At 55.8% G+C, this 15441-nt stretch carries 16 protein-coding genes; 14 read left to right on the top strand and 2 right to left on the bottom strand.

Features of this window, described 5'->3' with window-relative positions:
* Nucleotides 1–18 precede the first annotated feature (18 nt).
* Both BT114_RS03350 and BT114_RS03345 read right to left on the bottom strand, forming a co-directional pair.
* Nucleotides 19–1017 (bottom strand): iron ABC transporter substrate-binding protein, encoded by a 999-nt coding sequence (locus BT114_RS03350; protein WP_072324934.1) that lies wholly within the window; start codon nt 1015–1017, stop codon nt 19–21.
* 265 nt (nt 1018–1282) lie between these two features.
* Nucleotides 1283–2062, bottom strand: coding sequence for an inositol monophosphatase family protein (locus tag BT114_RS03345; RefSeq protein ID WP_072324933.1), 780 nt, complete (start codon nt 2060–2062; stop codon nt 1283–1285).
* Between the two features lie 100 nt (nt 2063–2162).
* Here BT114_RS03345 and BT114_RS03340 point away from each other — a divergent pair, with 100 nt between their 5' ends.
* The 14 genes from BT114_RS03340 to bamB all read left to right on the top strand — a co-directional run bounded on the left by BT114_RS03340 (nt 2163) and on the right by bamB (nt 15440).
* Nucleotides 2163–2936 (top strand): RNA methyltransferase, encoded by a 774-nt coding sequence (locus BT114_RS03340; RefSeq protein ID WP_072324932.1) that lies wholly within the window; start codon nt 2163–2165, stop codon nt 2934–2936.
* Entirely contained in the window at nt 2936–3772 is an 837-nt protein-coding gene (gene cysE, locus BT114_RS03335; protein ID WP_072324931.1) for a serine O-acetyltransferase, read from the top strand. Before BT114_RS03340 ends, cysE begins: the two co-directional genes overlap by 1 nt.
* A 106-nt stretch (nt 3773–3878) precedes the next feature.
* A complete protein-coding gene (locus BT114_RS03330) occupies nt 3879–5471 on the top strand; it encodes an ABC-F family ATPase (protein ID WP_072324930.1) in 1593 nt (530 codons plus the stop codon).
* Between the two features lie 92 nt (nt 5472–5563).
* Nucleotides 5564–6037: a Fe-S cluster assembly transcriptional regulator IscR gene (gene iscR / locus BT114_RS03325; protein ID WP_072324929.1), complete on the top strand. Its 474-nt coding sequence runs from the start codon at nt 5564–5566 to the stop codon at nt 6035–6037.
* 17 nt (nt 6038–6054) lie between these two features.
* Nucleotides 6055–7212 carry an aminotransferase class V-fold PLP-dependent enzyme gene (locus tag BT114_RS03320; protein ID WP_072324928.1) on the top strand — a complete coding sequence of 386 codons (1158 nt, stop codon included), beginning with the start codon at nt 6055–6057 and terminating at the stop codon, nt 7210–7212.
* A 5-nt stretch (nt 7213–7217) separates the two neighbouring features.
* Nucleotides 7218–7541 carry a HesB/IscA family protein gene (locus BT114_RS03315; protein ID WP_072324927.1) on the top strand — a complete coding sequence of 108 codons (324 nt, stop codon included), beginning with the start codon at nt 7218–7220 and terminating at the stop codon, nt 7539–7541.
* A gap of 55 nt (nt 7542–7596) precedes the next feature.
* Nucleotides 7597–8025: a nucleoside-diphosphate kinase gene (gene ndk, locus BT114_RS03310; RefSeq protein WP_072324926.1), complete on the top strand. Its 429-nt coding sequence runs from the start codon at nt 7597–7599 to the stop codon at nt 8023–8025.
* A gap of 149 nt (nt 8026–8174) precedes the next feature.
* Nucleotides 8175–9329 (top strand): dual-specificity RNA methyltransferase RlmN, encoded by a 1155-nt coding sequence (rlmN, locus tag BT114_RS03305; protein ID WP_072324925.1) that lies wholly within the window; start codon nt 8175–8177, stop codon nt 9327–9329.
* Nucleotides 9330–9351: 22 nt separating this feature from the next.
* Nucleotides 9352–10089, top strand: coding sequence for a tetratricopeptide repeat protein (locus BT114_RS03300; RefSeq protein ID WP_072324924.1), 738 nt, complete (start codon nt 9352–9354; stop codon nt 10087–10089).
* Between the two features lie 13 nt (nt 10090–10102).
* The gene (locus tag BT114_RS03295; protein WP_072324923.1) at nt 10103–11080 is read left to right on the top strand and encodes a RodZ domain-containing protein; all 978 of its coding nucleotides are present in this window, start codon (nt 10103–10105) and stop codon (nt 11078–11080) included.
* 24 nt (nt 11081–11104) lie between these two features.
* Nucleotides 11105–12217 carry a flavodoxin-dependent (E)-4-hydroxy-3-methylbut-2-enyl-diphosphate synthase gene (ispG, locus tag BT114_RS03290; RefSeq protein ID WP_072324922.1) on the top strand — a complete coding sequence of 371 codons (1113 nt, stop codon included), beginning with the start codon at nt 11105–11107 and terminating at the stop codon, nt 12215–12217.
* Between the two features lie 46 nt (nt 12218–12263).
* Nucleotides 12264–13568 carry a histidine--tRNA ligase gene (gene hisS / locus BT114_RS03285; protein WP_072324921.1) on the top strand — a complete coding sequence of 435 codons (1305 nt, stop codon included), beginning with the start codon at nt 12264–12266 and terminating at the stop codon, nt 13566–13568.
* Nucleotides 13569–13614: 46 nt separating this feature from the next.
* Nucleotides 13615–14259 carry a YfgM family protein gene (locus tag BT114_RS03280; RefSeq protein ID WP_072324920.1) on the top strand — a complete coding sequence of 215 codons (645 nt, stop codon included), beginning with the start codon at nt 13615–13617 and terminating at the stop codon, nt 14257–14259.
* Nucleotides 14259–15440, top strand: a complete 1182-nt coding sequence (bamB, locus tag BT114_RS03275) for an outer membrane protein assembly factor BamB (protein ID WP_072324919.1) — start codon at nt 14259–14261, stop codon at nt 15438–15440. Before BT114_RS03280 ends, bamB begins: the two co-directional genes overlap by 1 nt.
* The last annotated feature ends 1 nt before the right edge of the window (nt 15441 follow it).

Raw genomic sequence — 15441 nt, 5'->3', positions numbered from 1 at the left:
TCCGGGTGAAAATGCAGATCAGATCAAGCCAGCACGACGCAACAGGTTTAAAGTGCCTTCCAGATCACTCAGTTTGTCCAGGTCAATGGAGGGACTCGCCTTGATGGCCTGGTCGTAGGTTGCACCATGGGGATTGTGAGTGACACCGGGAATCACCGGGTATTCATTCACATCCATGGAGAAGTACTCCTGCGCCGGCGCAGAAATCAGGAAACGCACCAGCTGCGCCGCTTCCTTCTGCTTTCTGCTGGTTTTGACGACCGCAGCACCTGCCACATTCATCAGGTTACCAATATCACCATCAGCAAAAAAGACCTGGCCTACCGGATAATTGGGATTCATGCGGGTCTGGCGCGGCAGGTAGTAGTTATTGGTCAGGCCATAATCAATTTCACCATCCGCAACCCCCTGAATAATGGTGCCATTATTACGGAAAGCCTTCACACCATTGGCCTTCATGGCATTCAGCCACTCCAGGGTTTTTTCATCACCATAGGTCACTCGCATACCAGTCACAAAAGACTGGAAAGAGCCATTGGTGGGCGCCCAGCCAACCCGACCACGATACTGTGCATCAGTCAGATCAAAAACACTCCTGGGATGTTCTGCTACCGGCGCACGCTCCAGTGAATGCACCAGCAGGCGCGCACGACCACTGGTGGCCACCCAATTACCGGTCACACTCTTGTAAATACCCGGCAGGTTTTCATAAACATCTGCAGGCAGGCTGGCCAGCAGTCCGGCCTGGCTCACCGCACCCATGGCACCAGCATCCTGACCCCAGTAAACATCAGCAGGACTGCGACGCCCTTCTTCCTGCAGCAATACTGCCAGCTGCGCTGTATCGCCATACCGCACATTCACCTTGATGCCAGTCTGCTGCTCAAACTGACTCACCAAGGGTTGTACCAACGATTCACCACGACCAGAGTAAAGGGTCAGGGTTGCTGCAGAAACCACTGGAGCGGCCAGCAAGGCACCGACCAGGGCAAGTGGGGCAAAAAACTTGTTGCGCATGAGTTTTTCCTTTTTGCTGGATTGGACGTGATCTGCGAAGGTCACACCTTCAGGTATTGAGAGACATTATCAGATGGTCACCCAGATGTAAATGATAATAACAATCAAATAGAACATTGTTTATTGATCTGCATCAGTCGATACCTGTCATCCCGTTTTCCATACGTCACCTTTACCCCAGGCCACCAACCAGAAACAAAAAACCCGATGATCTTGAGATCATCGGGTTTTTTGATCAGCATTAAAATCTTTTAAAACCAGTGCATTACACCAGATGAGGTTTTAACTGGCTGACCAGTTGACGAAATGCCTTGGGGTTGGTGACCAGCAGACGCCCCTCTGCAGTCAGTGCCGGAGCACCACTCAAATCACCGTACAAGCCACCGGCCTCTTTCAGGACCAGCAGGGCCGGTGCCAGCTCGCTTTCATCAGCGCCCAGGAAAATACCGGCTTCCAGCTGACCCGCCGCCACCGCACAGATATCCAGCGCCACACAACCGCTGGCGTGTAATGCCTGCATGCCCACCTGAGGCAACAGATTCAGATAAACCGGGAAAAGTTGTTGGCGCAGTTCAGCAGCAGGTAGCGGGAAAGCCACAGCGGCTTTTTCAGCCTTCCAGCCAGATAAAACACGAATGCGACGACCGTTCAGTGTGGCACCACGACCACGACTGGCCAGATATTCCTGACCGGTGGCAGGATTAAAAATGATGACGTGTTCCAGCTTGCCACGCAGGAAAATGGCCAGTGACAGGGCAAATGCGGGGTAACCTCGTTCCAGGTTCTCATAACCCAGCAGAGGATTAACCACCCAACTCATGTCACCACTGCCTTTCAGTTGTACACTGCGTCCCTGAAAAGAGGCATCAGGATGGGCGCGCACCAGCTGACGCTCCAGCGCCTGCTCAACACGGCGACCACAGTTTTCCAGCAATTCCGTCAGTGCATTGTCAACACGCGCCAGATCCAGACGCTCGGAAACATACTCATAGTGCTCACCGACACTGCGTACAGCACGCAATGCCAATTGAATTGTCGGGTGCATACTTCACCGGCCATCATTGTTAAGGAACGAAAGGGAAGAGTATGATAATGAGTTTTCGCGCAATAACAAGCCGCAGAACCAGCCTTTTCCGAGAAACCTGATGACCAGCCCCGCTTTACTGAACGCCGTCAAGATTGTACTGGTCGGCACCTCTCACCCCGGCAACATCGGGGGAGTCGCCCGCGCCATGAAAAACATGGGCCTGTCACAGCTATGCCTGGTGGCCCCTCGTGCTCAGTTTCCACACCCGGAAGCAGACCTGCGCAGCTCCGGAGCCACCGACCTGCTGGAGCAAGCCCAGATTTTTGAACGCCTGGAAGACGCCATCAGTGACTGCACCCTGGTCGCCGGCACCAGCGCCCGTTCACGCAATCTGCCCTGGCCGTTGATCAACCCGAATCAGTTGGCAGGGCGCTTGCATGAAGAACTGCGCCATCAGCAACATCGAGTGGCACTGGTGTTCGGACGTGAAGATCGCGGGCTGAGCAATGAAGAGCTGCACCTCTGCCACCTGCACGTGCACATTCCCTGTAATCCTGACTTCAGTTCATTGAATCTGGCTGCTGCAGTACAGGTGCTCAGCTACGAATTACGCATGGCCTGTGTCGGACAAACGACAGACCCGGAACAACCCTTTGGTACTGAATGGGATGTTCCCTTTGCAGATGGCAAGGCGCTGGAACTGTTTTTTGAACATTTAGAGCAGACCCTGATTGAAATTGACTTTCACAACCCCGATAACCCGAGACAGCTGATGAGCCGCCTGCGCCGCCTGTACCTGCGCGCCCGGCCCGATGCCATGGAAATCAACATGCTGCGCGGCATCCTGACCCAGACCCAGAAGGCTGCCCGCACCCCACACGGGAACAACTGATGTTCAGACAGATACGTGATGACATCAACAGCGTGTTCGAGCGCGACCCCGCCGCACGCAATTGGTTTGAAGTGCTGACCACCTACCCCGGCCTGCACGCCCTGTTGTTTCATCGCTGCAACCACTGGTTATGGCAACGCGGTTTAAAATGGCTGGCTCGCTGGATGTCCACCTGGGCACGTTGGCTGACCGGTATCGAAATCCATCCCGGCGCCCGCATCGGCCAGCGTTTTTTCATCGATCACGGCATGGGTGTGGTGATCGGTGAAACCGCTGAAATCGGTGATGACGTCACCCTCTACCACGGTGTCACCCTGGGCGGCACCAGCTGGAACAAGGGCAAGCGCCACCCGACCCTGGAAGACGGGGTGATAGTGGGGGCCGGTGCCAAAATCCTTGGCCCCTTCACGGTTGGCAAGGGTGCCAAGATCGGTTCCAACGCAGTGGTCACCAAGGAAGTACCTGCCGGAGCAACAGTGGTCGGCATTCCCGGTCGTATCGTGCTGCGCCAGCAACCGGATGAACCGGAAGATGACCTGCAGGTGGACCCGGAAAAACGGGCCGCTGCACATCGGCGCTTTGGTTTTGATGCCTATGGCATCAGCGAAGAAATGCCCGATCCGGTGGCCAAATCCATTCGTGGTCTGCTCGATCACATGCATGCCGTGGATGAACGCATGGGCCAGATCTGCCACGCCCTGCATCGTCTGGACAGCAACTTCCGCGAAGAAAAGCTGCCGGACATTGAAGGTGACGACTTCCCGGATGACGGTGATGTCTGTGCCCTGTGTGGACTGGAAGAAATCGGCCGTCGCCGCAAACCGGGCAAAAAATAACCCCTTCAGCATCCTGATCAGCAGCAGAAACGGCGCCGTTATGACATAATGCGCGCCATTTTTCTGCCCGACTCCTGCTTCATCCATCACAACTGAGTAAATTCCCTTGCTGACCACTGCAAACATCACCATGCAGTTTGGCGCCAAGCCACTGTTTGAAAACGTCTCTGTCAAATTCGGCAACGGCAACCGTTATGGCCTGATTGGTGCCAACGGCTGCGGCAAATCCACCTTCATGAAAATCCTCGGTGGCGACCTGGAGCCGACTGCCGGCAACGTATCCAAAGACCCCAACGAGCGACTGGGTAAACTGCGCCAGGATCAGTTTGCTTATGAGCAGTACTCGGTGATCGACACAGTGATCATGGGTCACGAAGAACTCTGGACCGTCAAAGCAGAGCGTGATGCCATTTATGCCAAGGCAGAAATGACCGAAGCCGACGGCATCCGTGCCGGTGAACTGGAAGGCGAGTTTGCCGAAATGGATGGTTACACCGCCGAATCCCGTGCCGGTGAACTGCTGCTGGGTGTCGGCATTCCACTGGAACAGCATGATGGCCCGATGAGCGAAGTGGCACCCGGCTGGAAACTGCGTGTGCTGCTGGCCCAGGCGCTGTTTGCCGAACCGGACATCCTGCTGCTGGATGAACCCACCAACAACCTGGACATCAACACCATCCGCTGGCTGGAAGGTGTACTCAACCAGCGTGACTGCACCATGGTGATCATTTCTCACGACCGCCACTTCCTGAACAGTGTCTGCACCCACATGGCCGACGTGGACTATGGTGAAATCCGCATCTACCCCGGCAACTATGATGAGTACATGCTGGCCTCCACTCAGGCCCGTGAGCGCATGCAGGCCGACAATGCCAAGAAGAAAGCCCAGATTGCTGACCTGAAGGCCTTTGTCAGCCGCTTTTCTGCCAACGCCTCCAAATCAAAACAGGCCACCTCCCGTGCCCGGCAGATCGACAAGATCCAACTGGAAGAAATCAAACCTTCCAGCCGTCAGAACCCCTTCATCCGCTTTGAGCAGGAAAAGAAACTCCACCGCACCGCGCTGGAAATTGAAAAGCTGGGGCATCGTTTTGACACCGAACTCTTCCGCGACTTCAACCTGCAGGTGGCAGTGGGTGAACGCATTGCCATCATCGGCCCCAACGGTATTGGTAAATCCACCCTGCTGAAATGCCTGGTGGGTGATCTGCAAGCCACCAGTGGCAAGGTGAAATGGTCGGAAAATGCCAACATCGGTTATTACGCCCAGGACCACGCTCACGAATTTGAAGAACCACTCAGCCTGTATGACTGGATGGCCCAATGGGGCCAGGAAAAAGATGACGAGCAGGTGATTCGCGGCACCCTGGGTCGCCTGCTGTTCTCCCAGAAGGACATCGACAAGTCCGTCAAGGTGATCTCCGGTGGCGAACAGGGCCGCATGCTGTTCGGTAAACTGATGCTGCAACGCCCCAACATCCTGGTGATGGATGAACCCACCAACCACCTGGATATGGAGTCCATCGAGTCACTGAACCTGGCACTGGAAAACTATCCCGGCACCCTGATTTTTGTCAGTCACGACCGGGAATTTGTTTCCTCTCTGGCCACCCGCATTCTGGAACTGACACCCACCGGCATCGTCGACTTCCACGGCAGTTATGAGGATTACCTGCGCAGCCAGGAAATATCAGACTGAAATAGCCAGTCGCAGATCAATACAGGGATTACTTGACTAAAATACAAGGTCTTTGCATAATCCCTGCACATACCTTATCAGGGGAATTTGTGATGCGACTGACCACCAAAGGCCGTTATGCGGTCACAGCCATGCTGGATCTGGCCCTGAATGCCCGTCAAGGCCCGGTTTCACTGGCCGACATTTCCACACGCCAGGAAATTTCCCTGTCTTATCTGGAGCAGCTGTTTGCCCGCCTGCGCCGCAATGACCTGGTCACCAGTGTGCGCGGCCCCGGTGGCGGCTACCAACTGGCCCGTGACAGTGCAGACATTTTTGTCGCCCAGGTGATTGATGCTGTCAATGAGTCCGTGGATGCCACCCGCTGTCGCGGCAAGGGTGACTGTCGCCAGGGTCACACCTGCCTGACTCATCACCTCTGGTGCCAGTTATCCGATCAGATTCACCAGTTTCTCAGCAACATCAGTCTGGCCGAACTGGTGGCCAGGGAAGAAGGCCTGAAAGCCCCGCTGGAGGCAGGTAACCCGGTTGCAAAGCGTGATAAAATTCAGGTCTCCGTGGTTTGAGGCTCAGCTGCACACCCATGAACAACCCCATTTACCTGGATTACGCCGCCACCACTCCTGCAGCACCGGAAGTGGCCGCACTGATGGCTGCACACCTGACACTGGATGGCTGTTTTGCCAACCCAGCTTCACGTTCACACCTGCTCGGCTGGCAAGCAGAACAGGCGGTTGAAAAAGCCCGCCGCCAGGTGGCCGCACTGATCGGTGCCGACCTGCGGGAAATCGTCTGGACCTCCGGTGCCACCGAAGCCAACAATCTGGCTTTGATTGGTGCTGCACGCGCCAATCCGGACAAGGGTCGCCACATCATCACCTCGGCCATTGAGCACAAGGCCGTGCTGGATACCTGCAGCTGGCTGGAACAACAGGGTTATCGAATCACCCGCCTGCAACCCGATCATCAAGGCCGCATTCAACTCAGCCAGGTCACCGAAGCACTGAGCGATGACACCCTGATGGTTTCACTGATGCTGGTGAACAATGAACTGGGCAGTGTTAATCCAGTGATGGAAGTCGGTGAACTGCTGCGTGACCGCAATACCCTGTTTCATGTTGATGCGGCTCAGGCAGCCGGCAAGTTGCCCATCGATGTTAAACGCATGCAGGTCGACCTGCTGTCATTGAGCGCACACAAGTTTTACGGTCCCAAGGGCGTGGGCGCACTTTATGTCCGCCGCGAACCGGCAGTGCATATTGAGGCGCTGATCCATGGCGGTGGTCATGAACGCGGCATGCGCTCCGGCACCCTACCTACTCATCAACTGGTGGGCATGGGGTTGGCAGCCGAGCTGGCAGTCAGCCAGCTGCAGGCCGACCGGGATCACATCACCCTGTGCCGTGATGCCTTTCTGAAAGGCCTGAACCCTGCCTTTTATCACCAGCATGCCGATAATGACGATAACTGGCCCGGCATCATCAACCTGGCATTCCCGGGGATAGAGGCTGAAACTCTGATCATGGCTCTGCCCGAACTGGCCGTTTCCACCGGCTCGGCATGCAACTCTGCCAGCCTGGATCCGTCTTATGTATTAACAGCGCTGGGGCTGCAGCGTGAACTGGCACTCAGTTCCATCCGCTTCAGCTTCGGGCGCTACCTGACCTGTGAACAAGCGACACAAGCAGGTCAGCGACTGAATCAGGCCCTTGAGCGCCTGCACGCAACCACACAGGGGTGAACACCATGTCCATTTCCATTTCTTCAGCTGCTGCCGAACACATCACCCGCTGCCTGCAAGAACGCGGTCAGGGTGAAGGTTTACGTGTCAAAATCAAACCCAGCGGTTGTTCGGGTTTTTCTTATGTGCTGGACTTCGCCGACCGGGTTGAAGCCAATGATGCCGTGTTTGAAGCGCATGGCGTTAAAATCATTGTTGATCGCGACAGCCTGCCAATGATGGATGGCACCGAGGTGGATTATGTCACCGAAGGCCTGAACCGCTATTTCCGCTTCAATAATCCAAAGGTCAAAGACGAGTGTGGTTGTGGAGAAAGCTTCAGCGTATAATCTGCGCCGAAAGTTTAACCTGAACCCTATTCACAACCTCACACTGGAGATTTTCATGGCTGTTGAGCGCACCCTGTCCATCATCAAGCCCGATGCCGTTGCCAAGAATGTTATTGGCGAAATCCTGTCCCGCTTTGAAAAAGCCGGCCTGCAGATTGTTGCCGCCAAGATGCAACACCTCAGCCGCGAACAGGCCGAAGGCTTTTATGCCGAGCACAAGGAGCGCCCCTTCTTTAAAGACCTGGTTGACTTCATGACCTCTGGTCCAGTAGTGGTGCAGGTTCTGGAAGGCGAAAATGCCGTTCTGAAAAACCGCGAACTGATGGGTGCCACCAACCCGAAAGAAGCAGCTGCCGGCACCATTCGTGCTGACTTTGCCAACTCCATTGATGCCAACGCGGTACACGGCTCTGACTCCACCACCTCTGCAGCTCGCGAAGTAGCTTACTTCTTCAGCGACAACGAAATCTGCCCACGCGGCTGATCCTTCGTCCTGAACGACTGCAAAGAAGCCTCACCGGAAGGGTAGACCTGTGTCTGCCCTTCTGGCGCTTGTAACCACAGGTTTTTTTCGCCAAACTCTGTTTCTGTTTCATCCGGCATCTGTTTCATCCGGAATCACGGGCCAACACCATGACTTGCAGCACCCAAACCGCCAATACCGAAAAAACCAATCTGCTGGGCATGACCCTGCCGCAGCTGGAAGCGTTTTTTGTGGAGCAGCTGGGCGAAAAAAAATTCCGCGCCGCCCAGGTCATGAAGTGGATGCACCACCGTTGCGCCAGCTCTTTTGAACAGATGACCGATCTCAGCAAGGCTTTGCGTGAAAAACTTGAAGCCTGTGCTGAAATCCGCCCACCCAGAGTGGTGCTGGAAGACTTCTCCAGTGACGGCACCCGCAAATGGGTATTGGAAGTGGGTAATGGCAGCCATATCGAAACCGTACTGATTCCTGCCGGCGAAAACCGCCGCACCCTTTGTGTCTCCTCGCAGGTTGGCTGCTCGCTGGACTGCTCTTTTTGTTCAACCGGCAAACAGGGTTTTCAACGCAACCTGACCGTCGCTGAAATCATTGGTCAGGTGTGGGTGGCGCAACACTCCTTCGGCCCCCGCAAGGACACCGGCAACCGCCCCGTCACCAACGTGGTGATGATGGGCATGGGCGAACCACTGATGAACTACCGTGCTGCCGTGGATGCCATGCAGATCATGCTGGACGACAATGGTTATGGCCTGTCCAAGCGCCGCGTCACCCTGTCCACTTCCGGGTTAGTGCCACAGTTGGATCAGCTGGGTGATGAAATTGATGTATCACTGGCGATTTCCCTGCATGCGCCCACCGATGAATTGCGCAACGAGTTAGTACCGGTTAACCGCAAATACCCGATCAGTGAACTGCTGGCCGCCTGCCAGCGTTATCTGAAAAAGTGTGGTGACTCACGGGAAGTGACCATTGAATACACCCTGATTGCCGGTATCAATGATCAGCAGCAGCATGCCCAGCAGTTGGCTGCACTGCTCAAGCAGCTGCCCTGCAAGATCAACCTGATTCCCTTTAACCCCTTTCCGGGATCCGGCTATCAACGCCCATCCCGCAATCAGGTGATGCGTTTTCAGGGTTGGCTGCATGAACTGGGTTACTCGGCACCCATTCGTACCACCCGGGGCGATGACATTGATGCCGCCTGCGGCCAACTGGTGGGTCGGGTACAGGACAAAACCCGGCGCAGTGCCCGTTATGCAGAGCAACAGAAGATTCCCGTAACCCAATTGCCTCCAGCCGTTTAACAAGAATATAAGGTGACAAAGGATGACCCGCATTGCCTTGCTACTCATTTCGCTGTTGTTGCTCAGTGGCTGTGCAACCAAACCACCTTGGGAGCAAACCGACCCCGAGCAGCAGGCCACCGCTTACGCCAACCTGGGCATGGGTTATCTGGATGAAGGACAACCCCAGCGGGCATTACGCGAGTTCCGCCGCGCCCTGGAGGTCAGACCTCGCCACCCACGGGCACTACACGGCATGGCATTGGCACTGCAGCAGCAGGAAGAACATCAACTTGCTGAAGACTACTTTAAAAGAGCTTTACGTGCGGATCCCACAAAAACCGTAGCCAGAAACAATTATGCAGCTTTTTTATTCGAACAAAGCCGTTATGATGAAGCCCGCCGCGAGCTGGAACGGGCTGTTCAGGATGTCAACTACCTGAATCGCTCACAGCTGTTTGTAAATCTTGGGTACGTGATGCTGCGACTGGACAACACCACGGCAGCCACTGATGCCTTCAACCGTGCAGTGATCCTGGCACGCAATGAAGGTCGCTCCAGCCCCAGCGCACACCGCGAACTGCTGAGCATCCACTTTCAACAGGGGCGACTGCGGGAAGCCGAGCAACAATGGCAAATCCTGCGCAATCTGGGCGTTCGTGACGAACCAACCCTGCAGCAGGCACTGTTGCTGGCCGAGCGCACTGGAAACCAGCGTGAGCAGCAATACATTAAAGAATTGCTGAGTACGGCATCCAATAATCCGGACCCTGCCAACTGAGGACTCCAGAGACATGACAGAAGCGCATCAGAATGATCAGCTGCATGACGAAGGGCAGACAGGCCATCAGGTCAACTGCAGCCGCCCCGGCGAGCTGCTGAAAAAGGCGCGAGAAGCCCGCGGACTCTCCCAGGCTGAAGTGGCGCGCAAGCTCAACTTCATGCCGACCTATGTTCCCGCCCTGGAAAACGAAGACTTCAGCCAGTTGCACAGCACCACCTTCATCAAGGGCTACATTCGTGCTTATGCCCGCTTTGTAGGCATAAACCCGGAAGAAGTGCTGAACTGTTTTGCTGCCCACTACCCGGAAATGCACAAGGAAGAAAAAATTCAACCGGTGGAAACCCTCAAACCAGAAAAAAGCAGTCATCTGATTTTCAAGCTTTTTACACTGGTTGTGATTGCAGCCCTGATCACCATCATCATCCTCTGGTGGCAAAGCCGCAGCACTGAAACCCTTCCGGAAGTCACCAGCCAGGAAGTGCAGGTTGAAACCCTGGATGGACAAACCATACTGGCCCCGATCACACTTGCAGAACCGGAGCCTGAACCACCTACTCCTGAAGCGGCAGCCACCGGCAGCCCCGAACTTTCAGTGAGCCAACCAACCGTTGCACCTCCTGCACCTTCAGTGACCACAGCCCCCCGCACCACCATCGGCACGGGCGAAACCAGCACTGGACCAACCCAGCCTGAAGTGGCTCCGGTACGCACCATCACTGGTGATCCAGCGCTTGCAACCCTGGGCAATGGCCGCCTGGTAGCACTCACCTTCACCGGTGACTGCTGGCTGGAAGTACGTGACAACACCGATCGCATTCTGCACGCCAATCTGATGCGCGCTGGTGATGCCATTTTACTGGAAGGGGAGCCCCCCTTCCGCATGGTGTTTGGTTACGGCCATGTGGCAGAAGTGTTTTACCGTGGCACCCAATATGACTTTTCATCCCGCATCCGCAGCAATGGTTATGCGGCCATCCGCGTTGAATAAAACCTGACGGTTAAACCCTGGATCATGCAACACACCTCCCCCATTCAGCGTCGCAAATCCCGCCAGATCCATGTTGGCAAAGTTCCAGTTGGTGGTGATGCCCCCATCAGCGTTCAGAGTATGACCAACACCGAAACCTGTGACGTGGATGCCACCGTGGCTCAGATCCGTCGCATGGAACAGGCCGGTGTTGACCTGGTACGTGTTTCTGTACCCAGCATGGAGGCGGCTGAAGCTTTTGGCAAAATCCGTCAGCAGGTGGAAACACCTCTGATTGCCGACATTCACTTTGATTACAAAATTGCCCTGCGGGTGGCAGAACTGGGCGTGGACTGTTTACGCATCAACCCCGGCAACATCGGCAATGAAAGCCGTATCCGCGAAGTGGTCAGTGCTGCACGTGACCGCGCCATTCCGATCCGCATCGGTGTCAATGCCGGGTCACTGGAAAAAGACCTGCAGAAAAAATACGGCGAACCCACTCCTGAAGCCCTGGTGGAGTCTGCCTTGCGCCATGTTGAGCACCTGGATCGACTGGACTTTCAGGATTTCAAAGTCAGCGTTAAAGCCTCGGATGTATTCATGGCCGTGGCTGCTTACCGCCAACTGGCCAGAGAAATTGAGCAGCCCCTGCACCTGGGCATCACTGAAGCCGGCGGACTGCGCTCCGGCACTGTTAAATCAGCCGTAGGCCTTGGCATTCTGCTGATGGAAGGCATCGGTGATACACTGCGCATCTCGTTAGCCGCAGACCCGGTGGAAGAGGTCAAGGTCGGCTTTGATCTGTTAAAAAGCCTGCGCCTGCGCAACAAGGGTATCAACTTCATTGCCTGCCCCAGTTGCTCCCGCCAGAATTTTGACGTCGTGGCCACCATGAACGCCCTGGAAAGCCGGGTTGAAGATCTGCTGACCCCACTGGATGTGGCGGTGATTGGCTGTGTGGTCAACGGCCCTGGTGAAGCACGCGAAGCAGATCTGGGTTTGACCGGCGGCAGCCCCCAGCACCTGGTGTATGTGGATGGCAAACCAGCCAATAAGCTGACCAGCGACAATCTGGTTGATGAGCTGGAAGCACTGATTCGCAGCAAGGCCGCCGAGAAGCAGGCCAAACTGGATCAACTGATCCATAAAAACTGATCCATAAAAACTGGTCCCTATTTAGTTCAAGACAGGAAAGACAAGCGTGTCCAAAAAGATCCAGGCCATTCGCGGCATGAACGACCTGTTGCCCGATGCCAGCCCGCGCTGGCAATACCTCGAAGGCCGAGTTCGCAACCTGCTGGCCCGTTACGGCTACAGCGAAATCCGTATGCCCATTGTTGAACAGACCGCGCTGTTCAAACGCTCCATCGGCGAAGTTACAGACATCGTTGAAAAGGAAATGTACACCTTTGAAGATCGCAATGGTGACAGCCTGACCCTGCGTCCGGAAGGCACAGCCGGTTGTGTACGCGCCGCGGAAGAACATGGCCTGCTGTTTAACCAACAGCAACGCCTCTGGTACCAGGGTCCGATGTTCCGCCATGAACGCCCGCAAAAGGGCCGCTATCGCCAGTTTCACCAGATCGGCGTGGAAACCTTCGGCCTGAACGGCCCGGACATTGATGCTGAACTGATTCTGCTGTCTGCCCGTTTGTGGCGTGAACTGGGCATTCTGGATCATCTGACGCTGGAACTGAACACCCTTGGCAGTGCTGCCGCGCGTGCTGAATACCGTCAGGCACTGACCAGTTATCTGGAAGGTTTTAAAGCTGAACTGGATGAAGACAGCCAGCGCCGCCTGAGCACCAACCCGCTGCGTATTCTGGATTCCAAGGATCCGCGCACCCGGGAAATCCTGCAGCTGGCCCCCAGCTTTGACAGCTATCTGGATGACGAAAGTCGGCAACATTTTGCCGGTCTTTGCCAGTATCTCGATGCCGCCGGTGTAGCCTACACCCTGAACCCACGACTGGTACGCGGCCTGGACTACTACGGCAAGACCGTATTTGAGTGGACCACCACCGCACTGGGCTCACAAGGCACAGTTTGTGCAGGTGGACGTTATGATGGCCTGGTTGAGCAGTTGGGCGGCAAGGCGACACCGGCCGTTGGTTTTGCCATGGGCGTGGAGCGCCTGATACTGCTGCTGGAAACCTTGAACGCCTTTCCAGCGGAACTGGCGCAACAACTGGATGTCTATCTGGCGGCTTCCGGTGAGGGTGCAGATGCTTATGCCCTGTTATTGGCTGAGCGCCTTCGCAGTGAGCAGCCCGGTTTACGCATCCTGACCCACTGTGGCGGTGGTGCTTTCAAGCAGCAAATCAAACGTGCCGACAAGTCCGGCGCCAGCCTTGCCGTGCTGCTGGGTGAAGATGAAATCTCGCGTGGTGTGGCTTCCGTTAAATACCTGCGGGAAGCGCATCAGCAAAGTGAAGTGGCCATCAGCGACCTGGCTGGTTTCCTGGCTCAGCACTTACGCATTTGCAAACCAGCCGAGCTCAGTTAAGATAGTCCCATTTTTTGCATATTTTACACGTCAGGATAGATACGTTATGCGCAGCGATGAAGAACAACTTGAGTCCTTGAAGGAATGGTGGAGCAAGAATGGCAAGTCACTGATCGCCGGTGTTGTGGTTGCTGTGGCGGGTGTTGGTGGCTGGAAAGCCTGGGAGAGCCATCAGATCAGCAAGGCCGAGTCAGCTTCCCAGCTGTATTCCGAGCTGAGCCAGATTGTCATGAATGGCACCGGTGAAAGCCGTGACCAACAGGCCGATGCACTGATTGCACGTCTGACTGGTGACTTCAGCAAAAGTGTTTACGCGGATTATGCCCGCCTGTTTGCAGCCCGCCTTGCGGTGGAACGTGACGAGCTGGATCAGGCACAGAGCCACCTGCGCGCAGCACTGGACTCTACTCGTGTAGAAGCCATTGAACTGGTTGCTCGCCTGCGTCTGGCACGCATTCTGAACTCTCAGGAGCGCGTTGATGAAGCCCTCAGCCTGCTGAGTGTGCCAAATGCCGGCGGTTTCACTGCTGAGTTTGAAGCCCTGCGTGGTGATCTGCTGATGAGCAAGGGGGATGCCCTGCAAGCTCGCGAAGCCTATCAAAAAGCACTGGAAGCCAGTCGTGCTGCCGGTGAGTCTGCTCCTTTGGTTGAAATGAAGCTGGACAGTCTGGCCATCCACGGGGATGCCTGATGCGCAACACCCTGTCTGGCCTGCGTTACCTGAAATACCCTGTTGCTGCCTGTCTGCTGGCCCTGCTGGCAGCCTGCAGCAGCCTGCCTGAACCGCAATACCCTCCAGCACCACTGCCCGCCCACTCAGGTGAGGACCGCCTGACATCAGTGTGGCGCGACCACTCAGGTTACGGTGAACGCTGGCGTGGTTATCAGTTATTACCTGCTTTACGTGGCAACCTGCTGGTCACCGCTGATGCTCAGGGTCTACTGCAGGCTTTTGACCTGTCACGAACGGGTTTTCTGCAGTCAGACCTGCTGTGGATGAAAGATCTGGAAGTCGGTGTCAGTGCTGGTTTAGCCCTGCATGACAACCACCTTTATGTTGCTACCCAAAACGGTGAATTGCTGTCGCTGGATATCAGCAATGGCAATGAACTCTGGCGTGTCCGCCTGTCCAGTGAAGCACTCAGCCCACCCCAGGCGGATGGCAATCTGCTGGTGGTGCATACTGCAGATGGCAAGTTAGCCGGTTTTGATCGCAGCAATGGCCGCCAGTTGTGGTTGCACGACAGCCTGATTCCACTGCTGACCCTGCGTGGCACTGCAGCGCCTACGGTCACCAGCCTGCAAACCTTTGCCGGTTTTGCCAACGGCAAACTGGTCGCAGTAGATAACCGCACCGGTCAGGCCCGCTGGGAAGCTCGTGTGGCTCAACCACGCGGACGCACCGACATTGAACGTCTGGTGGATATCAACGGCCAGGCACGTCTGGCGCAAGGCATGTTGATTGTGAACTCCTTCCAGGGGCAAACCCAGGCTCTGGACCCTTTCAGCGGCCGTGCCCGCTGGAGCCGTGACCTGTCCAGCTACCACGCAGCGGCCATTCATGATGGCAAGGTATTTGTAGTGGATGAGGCCAGCCGCATTCATGCCCTGGATCTGCTCAGCGGCAGCAGCCTGTGGCAACAAGACAAACTTTATGGTCGCTCGCTGACCGAGCCGGTAATCCTGTCCGGTCGCCTGGTGGTTGCTGACTACCAGGGCTACCTGCACCTGCTGGATCCAGATAGCGGCAAACTGACCGGTCGTCGTAGTTTTGATCTGGATGGCATCCGTGCCACACCGGTGATTGATGATAACCGCCTGCTGGTCCACTCTATTCGCGGCCGTCTCGGGCTGTTTACTCTGAAGAACTGAC

Source organism: Marinospirillum alkaliphilum DSM 21637, assembly GCF_900119735.1.
In the GTDB taxonomy this organism is placed as follows: Bacteria; Pseudomonadota; Gammaproteobacteria; order Pseudomonadales; family Halomonadaceae; genus Marinospirillum; species Marinospirillum alkaliphilum.
The sequence above is the reverse complement of the archived record's forward strand: the minus strand, read 5'-3'. Positions and strand labels throughout refer to the sequence as shown.